The 17,387-nt window shown below is 62.6% G+C and carries 16 protein-coding genes and 1 pseudogene; 2 read left to right on the forward strand and 15 right to left on the reverse strand.

The genetic code is table 11. The annotated features are described in order from the left end of the window. Positions 1-9: 9 nt before the first annotated feature. The 5 genes from P6U23_RS24320 to groES form a co-directional block, all read right to left on the reverse strand. Positions 10-1,608, reverse strand: a complete 1,599-nt coding sequence (locus tag P6U23_RS24320) for an ABC transporter substrate-binding protein (RefSeq protein WP_407175088.1) — start codon at positions 1,606-1,608, stop codon at positions 10-12. Positions 1,609-1,614: 6 nt separating this feature from the next. Continuing rightward, positions 1,615-2,484: an NADPH-dependent oxidoreductase gene (locus tag P6U23_RS24325; RefSeq protein ID WP_407175089.1), complete on the reverse strand. Its 870-nt coding sequence runs from the start codon at positions 2,482-2,484 to the stop codon at positions 1,615-1,617. A 67-nt stretch (positions 2,485-2,551) separates the two neighbouring features. Next, a complete protein-coding gene (locus tag P6U23_RS24330; protein WP_407175090.1) occupies positions 2,552-3,610 on the reverse strand; it encodes an LLM class flavin-dependent oxidoreductase in 1,059 nt (352 codons plus the stop codon). A 230-nt stretch (positions 3,611-3,840) separates the two neighbouring features. After that, positions 3,841-5,466: a chaperonin GroEL gene (gene groL / locus P6U23_RS24335; protein WP_407175091.1), complete on the reverse strand. Its 1,626-nt coding sequence runs from the start codon at positions 5,464-5,466 to the stop codon at positions 3,841-3,843. 97 nt (positions 5,467-5,563) lie between these two features. Next, positions 5,564-5,851: a co-chaperone GroES gene (gene groES / locus P6U23_RS24340; RefSeq protein WP_407175092.1), complete on the reverse strand. Its 288-nt coding sequence runs from the start codon at positions 5,849-5,851 to the stop codon at positions 5,564-5,566. 631 nt (positions 5,852-6,482) lie between these two features. Here groES and P6U23_RS24345 point away from each other — a divergent pair. Further along, the gene (locus P6U23_RS24345; RefSeq protein ID WP_407175093.1) at positions 6,483-6,968 is read left to right on the forward strand and encodes an RrF2 family transcriptional regulator; all 486 of its coding nucleotides are present in this window, start codon (positions 6,483-6,485) and stop codon (positions 6,966-6,968) included. A gap of 144 nt (positions 6,969-7,112) precedes the next feature. On the opposite strand, the gene P6U23_RS24350 is transcribed toward P6U23_RS24345, so the two are convergent. From P6U23_RS24350 to P6U23_RS24380, 7 genes are all read right to left on the reverse strand, one after another. After that, the gene (locus P6U23_RS24350; RefSeq protein ID WP_407175094.1) at positions 7,113-8,390 is read right to left on the reverse strand and encodes an NtaA/DmoA family FMN-dependent monooxygenase; all 1,278 of its coding nucleotides are present in this window, start codon (positions 8,388-8,390) and stop codon (positions 7,113-7,115) included. A 3-nt stretch (positions 8,391-8,393) separates the two neighbouring features. Further along, the gene (locus tag P6U23_RS24355; RefSeq protein ID WP_407175095.1) at positions 8,394-8,819 is read right to left on the reverse strand and encodes an OsmC family protein; all 426 of its coding nucleotides are present in this window, start codon (positions 8,817-8,819) and stop codon (positions 8,394-8,396) included. A gap of 66 nt (positions 8,820-8,885) precedes the next feature. Further along, entirely contained in the window at positions 8,886-9,974 is a 1,089-nt protein-coding gene (locus tag P6U23_RS24360) for an ABC transporter substrate-binding protein (protein ID WP_407175096.1), read from the reverse strand. 23 nt (positions 9,975-9,997) lie between these two features. Continuing rightward, positions 9,998-10,726, reverse strand: a complete 729-nt coding sequence (locus P6U23_RS24365; RefSeq protein ID WP_407175097.1) for an ABC transporter ATP-binding protein — start codon at positions 10,724-10,726, stop codon at positions 9,998-10,000. Continuing rightward, positions 10,723-11,634: an ABC transporter permease subunit gene (locus P6U23_RS24370; protein ID WP_407175098.1), complete on the reverse strand. Its 912-nt coding sequence runs from the start codon at positions 11,632-11,634 to the stop codon at positions 10,723-10,725. The genes P6U23_RS24365 and P6U23_RS24370 overlap by 4 nt, the downstream gene beginning before the upstream one ends. 306 nt (positions 11,635-11,940) lie before the next feature. After that, the gene (locus P6U23_RS24375) at positions 11,941-12,969 is read right to left on the reverse strand and encodes a DUF2891 domain-containing protein (protein ID WP_407175099.1); all 1,029 of its coding nucleotides are present in this window, start codon (positions 12,967-12,969) and stop codon (positions 11,941-11,943) included. A 5-nt stretch (positions 12,970-12,974) separates the two neighbouring features. Next, positions 12,975-14,051 (reverse strand): MFS transporter, encoded by a 1,077-nt coding sequence (locus P6U23_RS24380; protein WP_407175100.1) that lies wholly within the window; start codon positions 14,049-14,051, stop codon positions 12,975-12,977. Between the two features lie 192 nt (positions 14,052-14,243). Here P6U23_RS24380 and P6U23_RS24385 point away from each other — a divergent pair, with 192 nt between their 5' ends. Next, the gene (locus tag P6U23_RS24385; protein ID WP_407175101.1) at positions 14,244-15,221 is read left to right on the forward strand and encodes a LysR family transcriptional regulator; all 978 of its coding nucleotides are present in this window, start codon (positions 14,244-14,246) and stop codon (positions 15,219-15,221) included. A gap of 90 nt (positions 15,222-15,311) precedes the next feature. Here P6U23_RS24385 and P6U23_RS24390 read toward each other — a convergent pair whose 3' ends face one another. The 3 genes and pseudogenes from P6U23_RS24390 to P6U23_RS24400 all read right to left on the reverse strand — a co-directional run. Beyond that, positions 15,312-16,418 carry an ABC transporter substrate-binding protein gene (locus P6U23_RS24390; RefSeq protein ID WP_407175102.1) on the reverse strand — a complete coding sequence of 369 codons (1,107 nt, stop codon included), beginning with the start codon at positions 16,416-16,418 and terminating at the stop codon, positions 15,312-15,314. 48 nt (positions 16,419-16,466) lie between these two features. Next, a complete protein-coding gene (locus P6U23_RS24395; RefSeq protein WP_407175103.1) occupies positions 16,467-16,607 on the reverse strand; it encodes a TauD/TfdA dioxygenase family protein in 141 nt (46 codons plus the stop codon). 76 nt (positions 16,608-16,683) lie between these two features. Continuing rightward, positions 16,684-17,379: pseudogene (locus P6U23_RS24400) on the reverse strand (TauD/TfdA dioxygenase family protein); the annotation flags it as partial. Positions 17,380-17,387: the final 8 nt, after the last annotated feature.

Below are 17,387 nucleotides of genomic sequence, written 5' to 3' on the forward strand. Positions count from 1 at the left end.
GGCAGCGGGTCAGGCGCGGAGCCAGACATTGGCAAAATTGCCCTGCACACCCGTTCCATCCATGGTGTGGCCGACCACGCGGCGGTTATACACGGTGACCGGCTTGCTAAGCATCAGCGGCAGAACAGGAAGTTCATCCGCCACGATCTCCTGAAAGCGATCGATCAGGGCTTTCCGCTTACCCACATCCGCTTCCACTGCAATCTCTGCAAACAGCCGATCGACCTCAGGGTTCGAATAATGGCTGGCATTGGTGAAGGCGACACCCTTGCGGTAGTTGTCGCTGGTGAAGAAACGCTGCAGGCCGACCGTCGGATCGAACATGTTGGTGAAGGGGTGATTGGTGAAGTCATAGTCCCGATCGGAATAGACCCGCTTCAGATAGCTTGGAAAATCCTGCCCCCGGACTGTGACATCGATACCCACGGCGGCCAGCGCGCTCTTGACGGTTTCGCCGGTGCGCTTGAAATTCTCGCCGAAGGGCTGGAAATCATGGGTGAGCGCAAACCGCCAGCGCCCCTTCAGCGGATAGCCGGCCTCATCGAGCAGCCGCGCGGCCTTCTTGGGGTCGTAAGCATAAGTCGTCACGTCCGGATTGTAGAACCGCTTCAGCGTCGGACTGACGATGCTGACGGTCGGCTCGCCCAGCCCGTACCAGGCGACATTGAGCACAACGGCCGGATCGATCGCATGCGCAATGGCCTTCCTGACCTGCAGGTTCTTCAGATAGGGATTATCGAGATTGAACTCGAGGCCGTAGAGTGTTGGCGCGTATTCATAACCCCGGGTTTCCAATCCAAGCTGAGCCAAACCCTGGAAACGCTCCAGATCCAGCGGGGATACCGGCGTTGAGCCGCCGATGTCGAGCTCGCCGGTCTCGAATGCAACCGCACGCGCCGCGCCGTCCGGAATGATCCGCACCAGCAGAGAGTCCAGGTAAGGCTTCGGCGGATCCCAATAATCGGGATTGCGGACATAGCTGATGTGGCTGCCCTGCGCCCATTCCTTGAAGATGAAAGGGCCGGTCCCTATTGGCGCGCGGTTGTTGGGGTTCTGCAGCGGGTCGCCCTTGTCCTCATAGATATGCCGCGGAAGAATTGGCGATTCTCCTGCTGCGAGGGCATAGAGCAGATAGGGCGCCGGTTTAGACAGGGTCAAGACAACCGCATGGTCACCGGCGGCACGCGCATCCTGCAGGTTGGAGAAGGTCGTGCGGCCGCGCGGATGCGCCGATTTTAACAGACCGAGCGAATAGACCACGTCGGCGGCAGTGAATGTATTGCCGTCGTGCCATTTGAGGTTACGCCGCAGCTCGAAGCGATATTGCAGCCCGTCTTCGCTGACGCTCCATGATGTCGCAAGCTGCGGTTTTGGATTAAGGCCAAAGTCATAGCTCAGCAGCCCCTCGACCACCTTGCTGCTTGCCTGGATTGCCGGCCCCTCGGTGGTATTGAAGCAGACAAGCGTGGTCGGCTCGGGATGGATGACAAAGGAGAGCCGCCCACCATATCGGGGACTATCGTCTGCTGCTCGTGCCCAGTCGCCGCTGCCCGGCAGCAGAAGGCCGCCGGCAGACGCGGTCAGAAAACCTCGTCGGCTAATCGTCATGCCATATTACCGCAGCTCATATCCAAGGGCCTTCAACTCCGCCTGCAGCCTGTCACGGCCGTTGAGCGCCTGAACGCTGCCCAATCGCTTGAGCACAGCCTCGACCCATCCCACCGCGGGCAAACCCTGCGAGACCTGAAATTGCCGCAGCAACTCGTCATAGACGGCGATGCCCTCGTCCCGTGGCCGCGCTTGATAGGTTTCGCGATGGACCACGACCCGTTGCGGCAGCCGCGGCTTCACCGCGGATTGGACGGCCGGATCCGGATAGCCCACACAAAGACCGAACACTGGCGCGACATGCGGCGGCAGACCGAGCTCGCGGGCAACCTCATTCGGCTTGTTTCGCAACGCGCCGATATACACCGCACCAAGACCAAGCGACTCCAATGCAACCACGGCGTTCTGAGCGGCAAGTGCCGCATCGATCGCCGAAATCAGAAAGGTCTCGAGGTAGCGAAGGCCTTCGACGGGCCGGTCCGCCTCGCCCGCGAGCCGTTCGATGCGCGACAGATCGGATAGAAACACCAGGAAAAGCGGAGCTTGCCGGATATGCGCCTGCCCGCCTGCATAGTCCGAGAGCCGCGCCCTGCGCGCCTCGTCTTCGACAACGACGACGCTCCAGGTCTGAAGGTTCGAGGATGAGGCCGCCGACTGTGCGGCGGCGACGATCGCCTCGAGCGCGCCCTCAGGCAGCTTGTCCGGCAGATAAGCGCGGATCGAACGATGAGCCAGCAAGCCTGTCAGCACACTATTCCAGGCTCTGTGGACATCGGGCCTTTGCTGACCATAGCGCCGGGCCAGCGCCTCGATCTCGGGCGGTGTCGCATCTTCCACGCGTTCGGCCAAGCTGTGGTTCACTTGCGCTGCGCTCATGTGTCCGACCTCAATCTCGCTATTGTCATACGGTGCTCCCGACCAGCCGCGCTACCGCATTCCGCGCTCACGCCGCGCGCGCCTGCAGGCGACGCACGCGCGGGATCACATGCTCGGCAAAGCGCCGCATGTTGTCCTCGACAGGTTGAAACTGCAGCATGAAGAGCTCGACGCCGATGGCGTGAAAGTCGAGAATGCGCTTGGCGACGGTGTCATAGCTCCCGACCAAACGGGCCGAAGACCCGCCATTGGTTCCGACCCTCGCCTCCTTGGCCGCCGTCTTGAACATCTGGGCTTCCGGATCGGCATTGGCGACCAGCCGTGCGCGGGTCGGCTTGTCCTGTTCGGAGATGGCAAACAAATTCCCTAGTTCGGCCTGCGCCTCGGCGTCGGTATCGCGGGCAACCACAAAGGCCGACATGCCGAAACAGATCGGCGCTCCTTTCCGCGGCCTGCGCGCGACATCCTGGATCAGGGCACGGATGTCCTCGAGCGGCTGGCCGTTCATGAAATAGATGTCTGCGCTGCTAGCGGCGAGCGCGCGCGCCGCCTCGGACTCACCGCCGAGATAGATGGTGGGCCGGCTACGATACTGGTCCGCCGGTCGCAACTGATAGGAGTCCACATTGAAATGTCGGCCACGGAAATCAACGCGTCGCCCGGCCATGAGGGCCTCGACGATCTCAATCCACTCCCGGCCATAAGCGTAGCGGTCGTCATGCGCAGGGAAGCCGATGCCTGCCCGCTCAAGCTCCGGGCGGTACCAGGCATTGACGAGATTGATGCCGAAACGACCCGCGCTGATATTCTCGATCTGCAGTGCCATCTTGGCCAGCACGACCGGATGCACCAGCAGCGGCTTGATCGCGGCGATGAGTTCGATCCTGCTGGTGAGGCCAGCAAGCGCCGCCGCCCCCGTCCAGTTCTCCAGCAGGTCCTGGTCGTCACCGCTCGGGTGAATGATGTGCTGGGCGAGCAGCGTTGATTCATATCCCAGCGCCTCGGCTTCCAGGATGTGCCGGCGATTGCGCCTCCATGAGGCATCGGGCGGATCAAGCGGATGGTGGCGCGAGGCCCAGGCGCCATGGGTGAGCGCCCAGACGCCGAACCGCAGAGGTGATCCCATCGATGCACTCCGCGCGCCGGCTGGTTGGAGCACCGATCCAGCTTCCGGCGCGGAGCATGGACCAGCGGTGTCGCCGGTCGCTCCGTCGACACCTTGTACGCTGCGATCCCGGGATCGAAGAGAGGCTGTCGCGTGGCCCGCCCGAGATGGCGTGATCATCTTGCGGCCACGCGACAGTCAGTTAGCTCCAAGATGACAGAGCGACGGTCCCCCCGCGTCGCCTCATCATCTCAGAACTCTCCCGCCGCTCCAGGAGCCGAAGAGCCTGCCTTGTCTTTGGGAAGTTCGGTGACCAGCGCTTCCGTGGTCACGATCAACGCAGCGACGGAGGCTGCGTCCTGAAGCGCCGTCCGGACCACCTTGGCCGGGTCGACGATGCCGGCCTCGAACAGGTCGACATATTGTTCGGCCTGGGCATCGAAACCGAAAGTCGGCGACCTGTGCTCCAGAACCTTGCCAACCACGATGGAGCCTTCGACCCCGGCATTCTCGGCAATCTGGCGGATCGGGCTTTCAAGCGCCTTCAACACGATGTTGATGCCGGCCTGCACGTCCGGATTGGCATGAGTGAGCTTGCCGATGGCGGACTTGGCGCGCAGCAATGCAATGCCGCCGCCCGGCACGATGCCTTCTGCTATTGCCGCCCTGGTGGCATTGAGCGCATCATCGACGCGGTCCTTCTTTTCCTTGACCTCGATCTCCGTGGCACCGCCAACGCGAATGACGGCAACGCCGCCCGACAGCTTCGCCAGCCGCTCCTGCAGCTTCTCACGGTCGTAATCCGAAGTGGTCTCTTCAATCTGCGCCTTGATCTGGGCGATGCGGCTGTCGATGTCCTTGCGCTTCCCGGCGCCGCCGACAACCGTTGTGTTCTCCTTGTCGATCCGGATGCGCTTGGCGCGACCGAGCTGCGATAGCGTGACGCTTTCCAGCTTGATGCCGAGCTCATCGGAAATGGTCTGGCCGCCGGTCAGGGTCGCGATATCCTCCAGCAGCGCCTTGCGACGGTCGCCAAAGCCCGGCGCCTTCACGGCGGCGACCTTCAAGCCGCCCCGCAACTTGTTGACGACCAGTGTCGCCAGCGCCTCGCCCTCGACGTCCTCGGCGATGATCAGAAGCGGCTTGCCCGTCTGTACGACGGCCTCGAGGACCAGCAGAAGCGGGTGCAGCGAGTTCAACTTGGACTCGTGAATCAGAACATAGGGATCCTCGAATTCGACGAGCAGCTTATCGGCGTTCGTGACGAAGTAAGGCGACAGGTACCCGCGGTCGAACTGGAGCCCCTCGACGACGTCGAGCTCGGTGTCCAGGCTCTTTGCTTCCTCGACCGTGATAACGCCGTCATTGCCTACTTTCTTGACCGCATTCGCGATGATCTTGCCAATGGCGACGTCCCCATTTGCGGAGATGGTGCCGACTTGCGCGACCTCTTCAGAAGACTGCACCTTCCTGGCCCGCTTCTCGATATCCTTGATCGCTTCCGCAACCGCCAGATCGATGCCGCGCTTCAAGTCGAGCGGGTTGAGACTGGCGGCGACCGCCTTGGCTCCCTCCCGCACGATGGCCTGGGCCAGCACGGTCGCCGTAGTGGTGCCGTCGCCGGCGAGATCGTTGGTCTTGGACGCGACTTCGCGCAGGAGCTGGGCGCCGAGATTCTCGTACCTGTCCTCGAGCTCGATTTCCTTGGCTACCGTCACACCGTCCTTGGTGATGCGCGGCGCACCGAACGATTTCTCGATGACGACGTTACGGCCCTTTGGACCGAGCGTCACCTTGACCGCGTTAGCGAGGACATCGACGCCGCGCAGCAACCGCTCGCGCGCATCGGCCGAGAATTTTACGTCTTTGGCAGCCATGAAATGAAATCTCCTTGCGAAACTGTTGGAGTGTCGGGGCCCACGCAGGACCGTTGCACTTGCGCGCACCAGCCGCGGCGAAGCGGCAGCAATAAGATCAGCCGATGATGCCGAGGATGTCGGATTCCTTGGCGATCAAGAGGTCTTCACCGTTGATCTTGACTTCGGTACCGGACCACTTTCCGAACAGGACGCGATCACCTGTCTTCACATCCAATGGAAGCAGCTTACCGGTCTCGTCGCGTGCGCCACTACCGACCGCGATCACCTCTCCCTCTTGCGGCTTTTCTTTCGCCGTGTCGGGAATGATGATGCCACCCTTGGTTTTGGCGCTCTCCTCAACACGCCGGATGACTACGCGATCATGCAGTGGACGAAAGGTCATATGTTCTCTCTACTCTGATCTCTGTTGCGACAGGCCTGAATGATGGTCGTCAGCGATTGCAATTTTCGCTGCAGCGACTTGAGTACGAAACGTAATGGGGCACGTAGTTTGGTGTCCATGTCAAATTGCGCGGCGAACATAGGCCAATGCTTTTGAAGCTAATGCGTCTTGCGGAATAGTTGATGCAATCGACGCCGACATGCAGATCGCAAGCGCGGTCAGGCGCGCTTCAACGTGTATGCAGGCCGACAACGGTCCTCACGTGCATCGAACAAGCTCGATGACAACTGCGTCGGCAACCGATCGCAGAGCCCGTCACGGCCAAAGCAACGATCATGGCATGTCCGCGGTGGAGCCCCAAGCTGGCCTCACCACGCCCAAAGCTGACGGAAGGCCGCATTCAGAGCGATAGTCTATTGGTTGTATATACTAATCCGTTCGCGGGATCAGTGACCCAAATACCGCGCCGAGCCGGTCGGATATGATCGACAGGAGCTCAAGATCCGATCCGACGCCGGGGTATTATCTTCGCTTTTTGTATCCAAATAGCCACATCTGCTTCTTGAATAGATCGATTCTATGGAATAGCCACCTCTCAACGGACTTCAGAGTCCCTACCCGTCTGGATTTCATGCTGACCGCTCGCGGAAAATACGGCCTCAAGGCCATGCTACATCTGGCGACGCTGGAGATGGATAAGACTGCGCAGGCCAGCGAGATCGCCAAGGCCCACAACATCCCAAAGAAGTTCCTCGATGCGATCCTGGGAGACCTCAGGAAGGCCGGCCTCGTGATCAGCCGGAAGGGTCCGGGCGGCGGCTATGCGCTGGCGCGACGGCCACGCGAAATTCAGGTTGGCGCCGTGATCCGCGTGCTGGACGGGCCGCTGGCGCCTATCGCCTGCGCCAGCCGGACGGCTTTCAAGCCATGCCGCGACTGCAAGGACGTCAAAGCCTGCGCGATCCGCATCGTGATGACCGCAGCGCGCGATGCTCTTTCAGATGTGCTCGACACGGTCACGATTTCCGACATGGTCCAGCCCGCAAAGTCGTCGCGCAGGTCGCCCCAGGCGATGGCACGACGGCTGCTTCTGGATCTGCCGTCTCGCTCGACCTGACGCAGGCCCATCTGCCTGGAACTCTCGCCAGGCGGCTTGCCGCTGCCCGTCGGAGCAGCCGAGGACGGCGCTAAACATGGTGATGGCGCTCAATTCGCAGGCCGGACAAGGCCAAGCGAGTCGCGCAGTGTCGCGCCGTCATACTCAGTGCGGAACAGGCCGCGCCGTTGCAGCTCGGGCACCAGGAGGTGAACGACATCCTCTACGCCGCCGGGCAAATAGGGTACCTGCAGCATGAAGCCGTCGCAGGCTCCGGCCTCGAACCATTCCTGCATGCGATCCGCCACCGAGCCGGGCGTGCCGGTGAAGCCGAGCGTGGTGCGGCCGGCGCCGTACCGCTGTCCAAGTTCGGCAAGGCTCACGCCGGAGCGACGGGTCAGTTCGGCAACCTCCCGGTAAATGGCCCTGCACGCCCGGAACATCCAGGTTTTCCGGCAGGACCTGATCCTGCGGAAACAACGACAGGTCGACACCGAGATGATAGGACAACGTCGAAAGACCGGCCGTAGGATGAGCGAGCCCATATAGCTCGTCGCAGAGCGCCTTCGCTGTGTTTTCCGTCTCTGCGATAACAGGAGCAATGCCGGGCAGCACCTTGAGCGTGTCAGGATCGCGGCCAAACCGCACGGCGCGTGCCCGCAGGTCGTTGCGGAATTCGACGGCGACGTCGATCAATCCCGGTGTCACGAAGATGATCTCGGCCCACCGCGCGGCGAAGTCGCGGCCGCGATCCGAGGCGCCAGCCTGGATGAAGACCGGACGTCCTTGCGGCGGTCGGCTGACATTGAGGGGACCGCGGACATTGAACCATTTGCCGGCGTGGTCAATCCGGCGAACCTTGGTTGGATCGGCAAACAGCGGCTTTTGACGATCGCGAACCAGCGCGCCGTCCCGCCATGAATCCCATAGCTTAACTGTTACATCGAGGAATTCGTCAGCGCGATCGTAACGCTCGTCGCGCGAGAGCTGCTCGGTGAGGCCGAAATTGCGCGCTTCCGACTCCTGAAACGAGGTAACGATATTCCATGCGGCGCGGCCGCCACTAAGGTGATCGAGCGTCGCCAGCGCGCGAGCCACGCTGTACGGCTGGGTGTAAGTCGTGGAAATCGTAGCACCAAGGCCGATATGCTTGGTCGCGGCTGCGACGAACGACAGAACCGTCAGCGGATCAAGGCGCAACGCGCCCAGCGCACCATAGCGGAGCTGGCTCTCGAGGCTGCCGCCCAGCGTATCCGGAATGGCGACGATGTCGGCGATGAAGAGAAGGTCGAAGCGCCCCTGCTCCAGCAGCCGCCCGATGTTCTGATAGTAGCCCGCGGAAAGCAGATCGCCTTCGGCCTTCGGATGGCGCCAGCCGCCGTGACTGCCCGAGACCGGGCCGGCGGAGACAAAGGCGGCAAGGTGAAGTTTCTTGTTGGACATCGATCAGCTCACAGTCCACGAAATCTCGATGGGCCCACCACGCTTGAGGGTGTTGTAGATCGGGCAACTCGAGGTGAAGCTGCCGACCAGCACTTCCGCCTCGCTTGCGTTCACACCGGACAGGCGCACGGCAATGCGAATCCATTCATATCGGGTCGGGTCAGTGGCATGTCGCTGGAACGAGACCTCGGTCCCCGCGTCGACCAGAGCTATGCCTCGCTCGGCCGCCGTCTTCTGGATTAGTCCGAGCGAGCAGCTCCCGAGCGAGGACAGCAGCAACTCGCCGGCCGTGATCGCCTCGCCAGGACCGCCGGCGCCGGCGCGCTGGTCGGAAATGAAATGGTGCTTCCCCGCGCTCAGCAAATAGCGGCCGAACAAACCTATTGTGGCGGAGGTAATTGCAACCGTCTCGCCGACTTGCGCATTCATGCTTTCTCTCCATCCTTGGCGAGGACGCGACCGGCTGTCCACGTTGCGAGGTCAGGCGGCCTCGCCTCAGGCTCCAAGTTCCAGGGCAACAGCCTTCTTTGCCTCATCGAATTGCGAGCCGAGCAGGAACGAGCGGACATCGACCTTGTTTGGCAGCACGCCCAGCGCCTGGAAATTGTCGGCAAGATCCTGCGTCGACGCCGCGGCAGCTTCGTCAATGGGCTTCAGGGCGACCGCACCGGACTCGGACAACCGGGCGTCACGGATTAGCTGCTCATAGACCGCCTGCTCGCTTCCATTGGGCGGAAAGCCGCCTTGAGATGCCCAGAGCGCGACGGACTCCGCCGGATGCGCAAAAATGTAGGCTTGTGTCTCGCGAATGATTTTCACGAGCCTGGCGAACACCTGCGGGTATTTCGCTGCGACCGCGGCCCGCGCGACGTAAAACGCGTAGTCATAGGTCTTCACGCTCGGCAACAGACGGGCCTTGTCGCCGAGCTTCGCCAGCGCCAGTGCGGTTGCCGGCTGCCAGTGGATCCAGCCATCGATGCTGCCTTGAGCAAAGGCCGTGAAGGCGTCGGCGCCGCTGAGGCTCAGGGCCTCAACGTCCGAAAGCCGCAAGCCCGCCGTCTCCAGGTACTTGATCAGGCTGTAAGTGCTGGTGGTGCCATTCTGGTGCGCGATCTTCTTGCCCTTGAGATCCGCAGCCGTCTTGATCGGCGAATTCGCCTGCACCAGAAAGTCGACCTCGTTGGCGGGTAGCGGATAGGCCGCCAACGGCGTGATCGGCACGCGTGCCGGAACGGCATTCACCACGGCGGTCGCGGTCGCAAATGTGAAGTCGATCGATCCAGCCTTCACGGCCTCCATCACCGGAAGCGAGGCGGTGAAGCCGGGTTGCCATATGATCCTGGTCCCGAGTTCCTGCTCCAGCTTGCGTCCCCCTGCACCGGCCTGCAGTGAAGCCCAAACGCCGGTGCGTCCGTCCCCGATGACAGCCACCGTCAGCCGCGGCGGAGTGCTCTCGGCAGCGTACGACGATGAAACGAGGCGCGAACCGGCCGATGCCGCGACAAGCGCCGCTCCCGATGCAGCAACCAGGGTTCGCCGCGAAATCCCGGCGGCACGCGGGCCAATCGATCTGTTCGAGATCATCCAATTGTTCCTTTCGTGATGTCTCAAGCGACCGCCGACAGGCTGCCCTCAGCGGTCAATAGACCGTCGAGCAGCTCTTCCTTCAGGGCGCCCAGAGCCGGGTCCCCGCGATGCCGCGGACGCGGTCGATCGAGCATGAGATCCCGTGCGATGCCGCCATCCTTGATCAGGAGCACGCGATCGGACAGCAGCAGCGCCTCCTCGACGTCGTGCGTCACCAGCACGACCGTGCGTGGCCGCGCGGCAAGGAGCCTCGCCAGCAGCAATTGCATCGCTGCGCGCGTGATGGCGTCGAGCGCACCGAAAGGCTCATCGAGCAGCAGCAGGTCCGGCTCATGGATCAGCGCCCGCGCCAATGCCACGCGCTGACGTTGGCCGCCGGATAGCCCAACCGGAAACTCGTTCTCACGACCATCCAGACCAACTGCGCGAAGAATGGCCTCGGCCTCCCGGTCGCGGCCCTTGAGGCCCAGCGTGACATTGCGCAGCACGGTACGCCACGGCAGCAGGCGATCCTCCTGAAACATCAGGCGCACGTCGGCCTTGTGTCCCGCTCTGTGCAGCTCAATGCGCCCTGCTGATGGCGCTTCAAGGCCGGCAACCAGACGCAGCAGGGTGGACTTGCCGGCCCCGCTCGGACCGATGATCGAGACAAACTGGCCTGCAGCGATATCGAGATCGACCGCATGCAGCACCGCGCGGCCCGCGAAGGACTTCTTGACCGAACGCAAGCTGACCTCCGCGCCGCTCATGCCTTGCCCCGTTCGGCGTAGTTCGGGTGCCAGCGCAGAAGACGTCGCTCGATCAGGCGCGTGATGAGATCGGATAGCCAGCCTGCGATGGAATAAAGGATGACGGCGAGCACAATAATGTCGATGCGCAAAAGCTCGCGCGCGTTCTGCACCAGATAGCCCACACCGTCCCGCGATGCGATGGTTTCGCCGACAACCAGGGTGAGCCAGGCGACACCAAGCGCATAGCGAATGCCGACCAGGATCGGTTGCAGCGCCGCCGGCAGGACGACGGACCAGACCAGTGCGATACGACCGAGGCCGTAGGACTTGCCGAGCTCGATCAGCTTGGGATCGACGTTGCGAATGCCGCCGACTGTATTGATGTAGACCGGAAACAGCGATCCCATGGCGACCAGAATTAGCCGTGGTTCCTCGCCAATGCCGAACCAGAGGATCATCAGCGGCACCAGCGCCAGATGCGGGACGGTGCGTATCATCTGCAACGAGCGGTCGATCAAGTCGCGCGCCGGCTCGAACAGGCCGACAACCAGCCCAAGCAAGAGGCCCGCCGAGGCGCCGGTGCCAAAACCGATAACGACACGGCGAAGGCTGACGAGGATGTCATGCTGCAGCTCGCCCCGCGCGGCGAGCTGGCGAGCGGCATTCCAGATGTCCGACGGGGCCGGCACAATCGCGGTGGATACAATGCCGGTGGCCGACAGAGCCTGCCAAACCGCGAGCAAGCCGAATGGTAAGAGCCACGGGAGCAGTGCGCCACGCAGGGACGCGCTTCGTGCGTGCAAGGGCGTCGTCCTGCCCGCCCCTTCGGCGACGTCGGCAACGATCGTCACCACGGGCTCACCCGCCCGGAGGCGAACAACAGCCGGCGTCGCTGCCGCCGCAGAAAGCAGTGACGCATCCGTCATGGAATCGAGCCGACTTCCTCTCACTGGAGACCGCTGTCAGCTTGGCAAACTCCGACGCACAATTCGATGGTAGCGAAATCCATTTTTCGCCCAGCGGTGTGACAGGCGTTCTCTTCGGAGGGCTGGTTACAGAATCAAATTTCGACGCGCGTGCACTGAAGCGATGCGGCGCCCTTGCACTATGCGGGGCAGCAGCGATGTCGCTGAAAGATCGACGCCGTGCCAAGCCAGCCCCCGCTCGCGCTCCCCCGCCGGAATGACATCACACGGGTGCGGCCCGGCCATCCAAACTTAGGGCAGAACAGTTCAGAACCTCACTTCGAGGGCGAGCACGGCGAAGGTTGCAAGCCAGTGCTCGCCCATATAGTCACCGGCAATGTGCGGCAGGCTTGCCGTCAGGTGCCGCGCCCCCGCTGTTTCTGCAACCTGCCGCCGCGGATCGCTTGACGGCAGCGCCCGCGCGAGCGACCGCCAGCACCAGGCGCGGCTCAAATTCAAACCATCGAGATGGGCGATCTTTCCGTCCGTGCGGTCGGTGACGGTGGCAGGCCGGAACAGGGTCGCAGGCTCGCCCTGTGCGATCTGCGGAAGGAAACGATCGAACCAGGGGAGGAACGCGTCTTCTGGTAGAAGGCGACGCATACATTCGGCTTCGATGAGTGCTGACGATTGAAAGTCGTCCAGACTTGGTTCGCCCCAGGCCGGACAATGGGCATCTTCGCCGTACCAACGTCGGGCGGTGTCCAACAGCAGCGATGCAAATGCGGGATCCCGCACCGCGTCGGCATAGTCTGCTGCCAGACGCAATGCGAAGGCCGTATTGAAATGCGTGCCGACGCGGACCGGATAGACGGCGCGTGGCAGGAAATCCCGAAACTGTTGCCCGATCACTTCAGCCAAAGGCGCGAGACCACGCGACCACGATCTCCGCTCATGGCCCATCAGTTCTGCCATCAGCTTGAACAACCATGCCCAACCATAGGGACGCTTGAACCCGCGAGCCGTTGGGCGGGCAAAATACGCGCATTCCGCAGCGACTTTCTCCGGCACGAATTGGACGTCAAACAAGGCGCGGATATCCGCAGCCGGCGCAAAGCCGGGAAAGCGGCGCAACAGGTAGGCGAGCATCCAGTAGCTGTGAACGCAGGAATGCCAATCGTAGCTGCCATAAAAGACCGGGTGCAGATCGTTCGGCGCGCGCGCATCTGCCGGCTCAGCCAGCGCGTGATCGAGATTATTGGGATATTCGCGCGTGACATGGCCGAGTGCGATCCGGGCAAAGCGTGCCGCCAGATCTTCCGTGAGCCGCAGGTCTTGCGTGAGCAGATCTGGCATGGGCTTCACTCCTGATGAGCCAAAATATCTTTGGGCCGCAGCAGGAGAGGCATCGTGGCCAGGAGCGCCGCCGCGGCGCCAAGTGCAAAGGGTCCGGCATTCGCGGTCCCGGCCACCAATCCGCCGAGCGGGCCGCCGACCGCGAGTCCCAGGTCCCAGGCAGACGTAACCGCGCCCAGTGCCGCGCTGCGTTCGCGCGGATCGGCCGCTTCCGTTACGAGGCTCGCCAGACACGGATAAAGCATGGAGAGCCCCGCGCCGGTCAACATCGTAAAGGTGAAGGCCGGCCACGCCGTATGCGCGGCATAAAGACCCGCAAGTCCCGCGGCTTCGACAAGGAAGGCGGCCAGGATCACGCGCCGCGCCCCGAAGCGATCGACCGAAGGGCTGCCGACGAACCGTGTGATCATGAAGGCGATGCCGAACGCGGCGAGCGCGAGATCCTTGCCTATAAGGTGGAGAGCCTCGAAACGGGGTACCAGGAAAGCCGCGATGACGCCATAACCAATGCTGGCGAAGACGTTCGAAGCGCCGGGTATCCACGCCGCCTTGGGCAGAAAGGCACGGCGAATGCTTGCACCCGCTAGTGAAGCTCGGTCCGAATGTCGAGTCCACGCGACTAATACCGAGGCAAGTGCCGGAAATGTGCTCGCGGCGATCCACACGCTGCGATAACTGCCCACGGCCAAAATTGCAGCCCCGAGCACCGGCCCGGCAGCCAGCCCGGTCCACATCGACAGGCCAAAGTGCCCGGCAATTCTGCCCCGCCGCGAAGGCTCCGCGCGTGCCAGAACCCAGCCGATGGATGCCGTAAACAGCGCGCCCTCGCCCGCTCCCAGAGCGAGGCGGGCGAGAATCAGCTCCGGCAACCCAGTCGCAACCAGATGACCGAGGCCACCGGCCAAGCCGAGAATTGAGCCCGCCATGACCACGCCGCGCCCGCCGCGCTGGTCCGCAAGGCGGCCAGCGAGCGGGCGGGCAACCATGGTGGCGAGAGACCCAATCGTCACCGCCATGCCGGCAGTAACGGCGTCCGCACCCAACCGATCATGGGCGTAGGAGGGCATGACGTGGATCGTCATGCCAATCGCAGCGTAGCCAAAAAAGCAGGCAGCCCAGAGTGGCCAATACGTCGCAGCCTCGGCGATCGTTGCGTGCCGGAAATTGGAGGGAGTGCTCATTAGCATCGAACTCGCATATTATCAGATGACATTATGCGTGCTCGTTGATATGACTCAATTCAGTTATCCTCATCCAGATTATGCGGCTATCGCATGAACACGCGCGATCTCGAGGCCTTCCTAGCAGTGGTGGAAACCGGCTCGATTGTCGGTGCGTCGGCCCGTCTGCACCTGACGCAGCCGGGCATCAGCCGCCGCATCCAAACTTTGGAAGATCTGCTGGGTGTGGCCTTGCTCGACCGGGCATCGAAGCCCCTCAAACCAACGGCAGCGGGGCGCGAAACCTACCAGCATGGGCGCCGCGTATTGCGCGTGCTCGAAGATCTCAAGACCGGGCTGTCATCAGAAAGAACAGTCGGCGGAGAATTCCGGCTCGGCATCACCCCGTATCTGTCTGAGGTCGCGATGACGACGCCGCTCGACCGGCTCCGAACCGTTTTCCCGGACCTTACTTTGCGCGTCACGACGGGATGGCCGGAACAGCTTCTCGATCAACTTCGTCGCGGCGAGATCGACGTGGCGGCGTTCTGCCTTCCGGAGGCGATCAATCCGCCAGACGAATTCGAGGGCGATCCGATTGATCTCCAGCCGCTATTCGTCGTCGCGCCGCGAACATTTGTCCTGCCGTCTCCTGCAACACTGCGCGACGTGTCAGGCCTTCCCTGGATCATCAACCAGGATGGGTGCGGCTTCCGTAGCGTCCTTCGACGTCGTCTTGAGCAGGAGCGCCTGCCCTGGCGGATCGGTGTCGAAGCGCTCAGCTCGGACCTGCGGCTTTCCCTTGTTGCGCGCGGGGTCGGCATCACCTTGGCAACCAAAGCCGCGATTGAAAGTTTTCGGTTGCGAAACAGGCTCAAGATCGTCGCTATGCGGGACTTTGAGCCGAAGGTCAGGGCGTGGGTCGTTCACCGCCCACCTATTGGCCGACTGAGGAAACCGATTGAATGCCTCAATGGTGCTCTCAAGGTGGCACTTGAAACGCCTGACCCCCTCGCCCAGTTCGAGCTAGGCACTACAACGTCGCCGCCTGCGAACGTGCGCAGGTCGCCTAAGGGGCGCAGGGATTCCTGACGGTTTTCTAGCCTGCGGATCATCGGGCCCGCAAAAGAGTCGCCGTGGTTTCGGAAGACTGCGGCACCGGCAGCGCCTCGAGGCTTTGGATCAGCCGGCGATATCGACCACCACGCGATTGGCGAGTTTGACGGGATCGGTGCCGGACTTGATGATCGAGGCGCGCTTGAGATCAGCGGTGATCTTCACCACCTCCCGGCGCAGCGCATCCCCCGCGGGATGATGGCTGTGGGTGTGGTCGCGAAGCATCGCGGCGAGATCGGCGACGGCGATCTTCGGCGTGTATTTCGAGAAGACTTCGGCGGCATCGTCAGGATGTGCGGCGACATGGTGGGCGGCGTCGCGGATCGCATGGGTCAGCGCCGCGACCGCGGCCGGATCGTTGGCCCAGAGAGAGCTGCGCACACCAAGCGTGCAGCATGACAGATCGGCGTAGTCACCGCTCAAATTCGACGCGATTTCGACGAGCTCGCCATTGGAGCGACGCTTGGTCAGCCAGGCATTCGGGTCGGAATCGGCGATGGCCTGGATTTCGCCCCGCTGTAGGGCGATTAGCTGCAGGTCGGCGGGAAACTCGCGCCATTGCACATCGGCCTGCGGGTCAAGTCCGGCATCGGAGAGGAGGATGGCAAAGAAATTGCGCGGCGGGCCGGAGATGCTGGAAACTCCGATCGTCTTGCCTTTCAGACCAGTGATGTCCGCAATCTCGGAATTCTTGGCCACGAACAGACGGGTGCAGCCACCATGCAGGCCGGTGGTGAGCTTGACATCGATGCCCTGCTCGAGCGGTTTCAGCCAATTGAGCAGCATGCTCGAACCAGCGTCCGCCTTGTCTGTTGCGAGCGCCTGGAGCATCTGATCGGTGCTGCCGGCGAGCTGCAGAAACTCGACATCGAGATTGTACCTTGCGAAAAAGCCGCGATGCAGCGCGACCGGCACCGCCGCAGTGCAGATGCCTGTGCCGTTATAAGCGAAGCGGATGTGGCGCGATGGGCCGACGGCCGTCTCGCCGGCATCGGCGGTGCGACAGATCGGGACGTCGCCTTGGAAGTCAGTCGCAGACCCCAAACCGAACACCGGCAAGGCCCGCGCGGCCTGCATCAACCCAAGCGGCGCGCCGATGCCGGCCAGCCCCGCGAGGCCCAATAGCCGGCGGCGTGACGGCAAGCTCGGCCAGTCCTCAGATGAAGTCGTCATATGAAACTCCCATGTTGCGTGTCGCTGATGCCGGATGTCGCCCAGCGATCAGAACGCGCCGTCATATTCCAACGTGACGCGATGGATGCGTCGTGGCGCCTTGCCGTAGTCGCGCAGGGCGTAATGCTGGACTTGCCGATTGTCCCAGATCGCGACGTCGCCTTCCTGCCACTCGAAGCGGGCCTGCACTTCGGGCGTCTTGATAGTTCAGGAGGCTCTGGCTTGCTGTTTTGGACACACCGAGCAGATGGCTGGTATGTGCCTCGCTGACGAAGATCAGCTTGCGGCCGGTCTCCGGATGGGTCTTGACAACAGGAACCTCGATCGGCGGAAACTTGACCGCCGCCTCTCTGATGCGCGCGAGCCCCTCTTCCGCCATCTCCTGGCCCCCTCCCGCGTAGCCGGTGAGCAGATCCGACAACGCAGCCTTCTTCGGCGCGGCAAAGAAGGTGTTCACCGCCGTCAGCTTCTCGAAATAGCGGGCGTGGTCCGGATCGAGCAGATCATAGGCCGCAGTGGATGAGGCCCAGATCGTGTCGCCGCCGCCGCCCGGCGGCACCTGCCTGATGTGCAGCACCGTCGCCTTCGGCGGTTGGCGCTGCCAGGACACGTCGACGTGCCAATTGTCAGTGCCGCCAGACTTGGTGTTCTCGTCATGAGCAATGACCTCGATCTCGGGGAAACCTTCAACCGACGGCAGATAGATGTTCTTGCGGATGGGATTCCCGAAGACGCGGGCAAGCTCGACATGCTGCGCGAAGCTCAGCGCCTGCTTGCGGAAGAAGATGACGCCGTGCTGCACCAGAGCGTGGTAAAGATCTCGCTCATTCTGACCGCTGAGCGGCCTGGTGAGATCGATGTTCTCGATCACGGCACCGATCAGTGGCTTGTAGGGCCGGATGATAATATCCTGGTGGGCCCGCTCTGCTTTGGCAGCACCTTTCTCTAGCGCGACGCTCATCCTTCGTC

Origin of the sequence: Bradyrhizobium sp. STM 3562, from assembly GCF_045571435.1 — a bacterium.
GTDB lineage: Bacteria > Pseudomonadota > Alphaproteobacteria > Rhizobiales > Xanthobacteraceae > Bradyrhizobium.

Excerpts from the sequence above, each read along its gene's own strand:
- P6U23_RS24320 (WP_407175088.1), bottom strand. The coding sequence starts at position 1,608 with ATGACGATTAGCCGACGAGGTTTTCTGACCGCGTCTGCCGGCGGCCTT.
- P6U23_RS24325 (WP_407175089.1), bottom strand. The coding sequence starts at position 2,484 with ATGAGCGCAGCGCAAGTGAACCACAGCTTGGCCGAACGCGTGGAAGAT.
- P6U23_RS24330 (WP_407175090.1), bottom strand. The coding sequence starts at position 3,610 with ATGGGATCACCTCTGCGGTTCGGCGTCTGGGCGCTCACCCATGGCGCC.
- groL (WP_407175091.1), bottom strand. The coding sequence starts at position 5,466 with ATGGCTGCCAAAGACGTAAAATTCTCGGCCGATGCGCGCGAGCGGTTG.
- groES (WP_407175092.1), bottom strand. The coding sequence starts at position 5,851 with ATGACCTTTCGTCCACTGCATGATCGCGTAGTCATCCGGCGTGTTGAG.
- P6U23_RS24345 (WP_407175093.1), top strand. The coding sequence starts at position 6,483 with ATGCTGACCGCTCGCGGAAAATACGGCCTCAAGGCCATGCTACATCTG.
- P6U23_RS24350 (WP_407175094.1), bottom strand. The coding sequence starts at position 8,390 with ATGTCCAACAAGAAACTTCACCTTGCCGCCTTTGTCTCCGCCGGCCCG.
- P6U23_RS24355 (WP_407175095.1), bottom strand. The coding sequence starts at position 8,819 with ATGAATGCGCAAGTCGGCGAGACGGTTGCAATTACCTCCGCCACAATA.
- P6U23_RS24360 (WP_407175096.1), bottom strand. The coding sequence starts at position 9,974 with ATGATCTCGAACAGATCGATTGGCCCGCGTGCCGCCGGGATTTCGCGG.
- P6U23_RS24365 (WP_407175097.1), bottom strand. The coding sequence starts at position 10,726 with ATGAGCGGCGCGGAGGTCAGCTTGCGTTCGGTCAAGAAGTCCTTCGCG.
- P6U23_RS24370 (WP_407175098.1), bottom strand. The coding sequence starts at position 11,634 with ATGACGGATGCGTCACTGCTTTCTGCGGCGGCAGCGACGCCGGCTGTT.
- P6U23_RS24375 (WP_407175099.1), bottom strand. The coding sequence starts at position 12,969 with ATGCCAGATCTGCTCACGCAAGACCTGCGGCTCACGGAAGATCTGGCG.
- P6U23_RS24380 (WP_407175100.1), bottom strand. The coding sequence starts at position 14,051 with ATGACGATCCACGTCATGCCCTCCTACGCCCATGATCGGTTGGGTGCG.
- P6U23_RS24385 (WP_407175101.1), top strand. The coding sequence starts at position 14,244 with ATGAACACGCGCGATCTCGAGGCCTTCCTAGCAGTGGTGGAAACCGGC.
- P6U23_RS24390 (WP_407175102.1), bottom strand. The coding sequence starts at position 16,418 with ATGACGACTTCATCTGAGGACTGGCCGAGCTTGCCGTCACGCCGCCGG.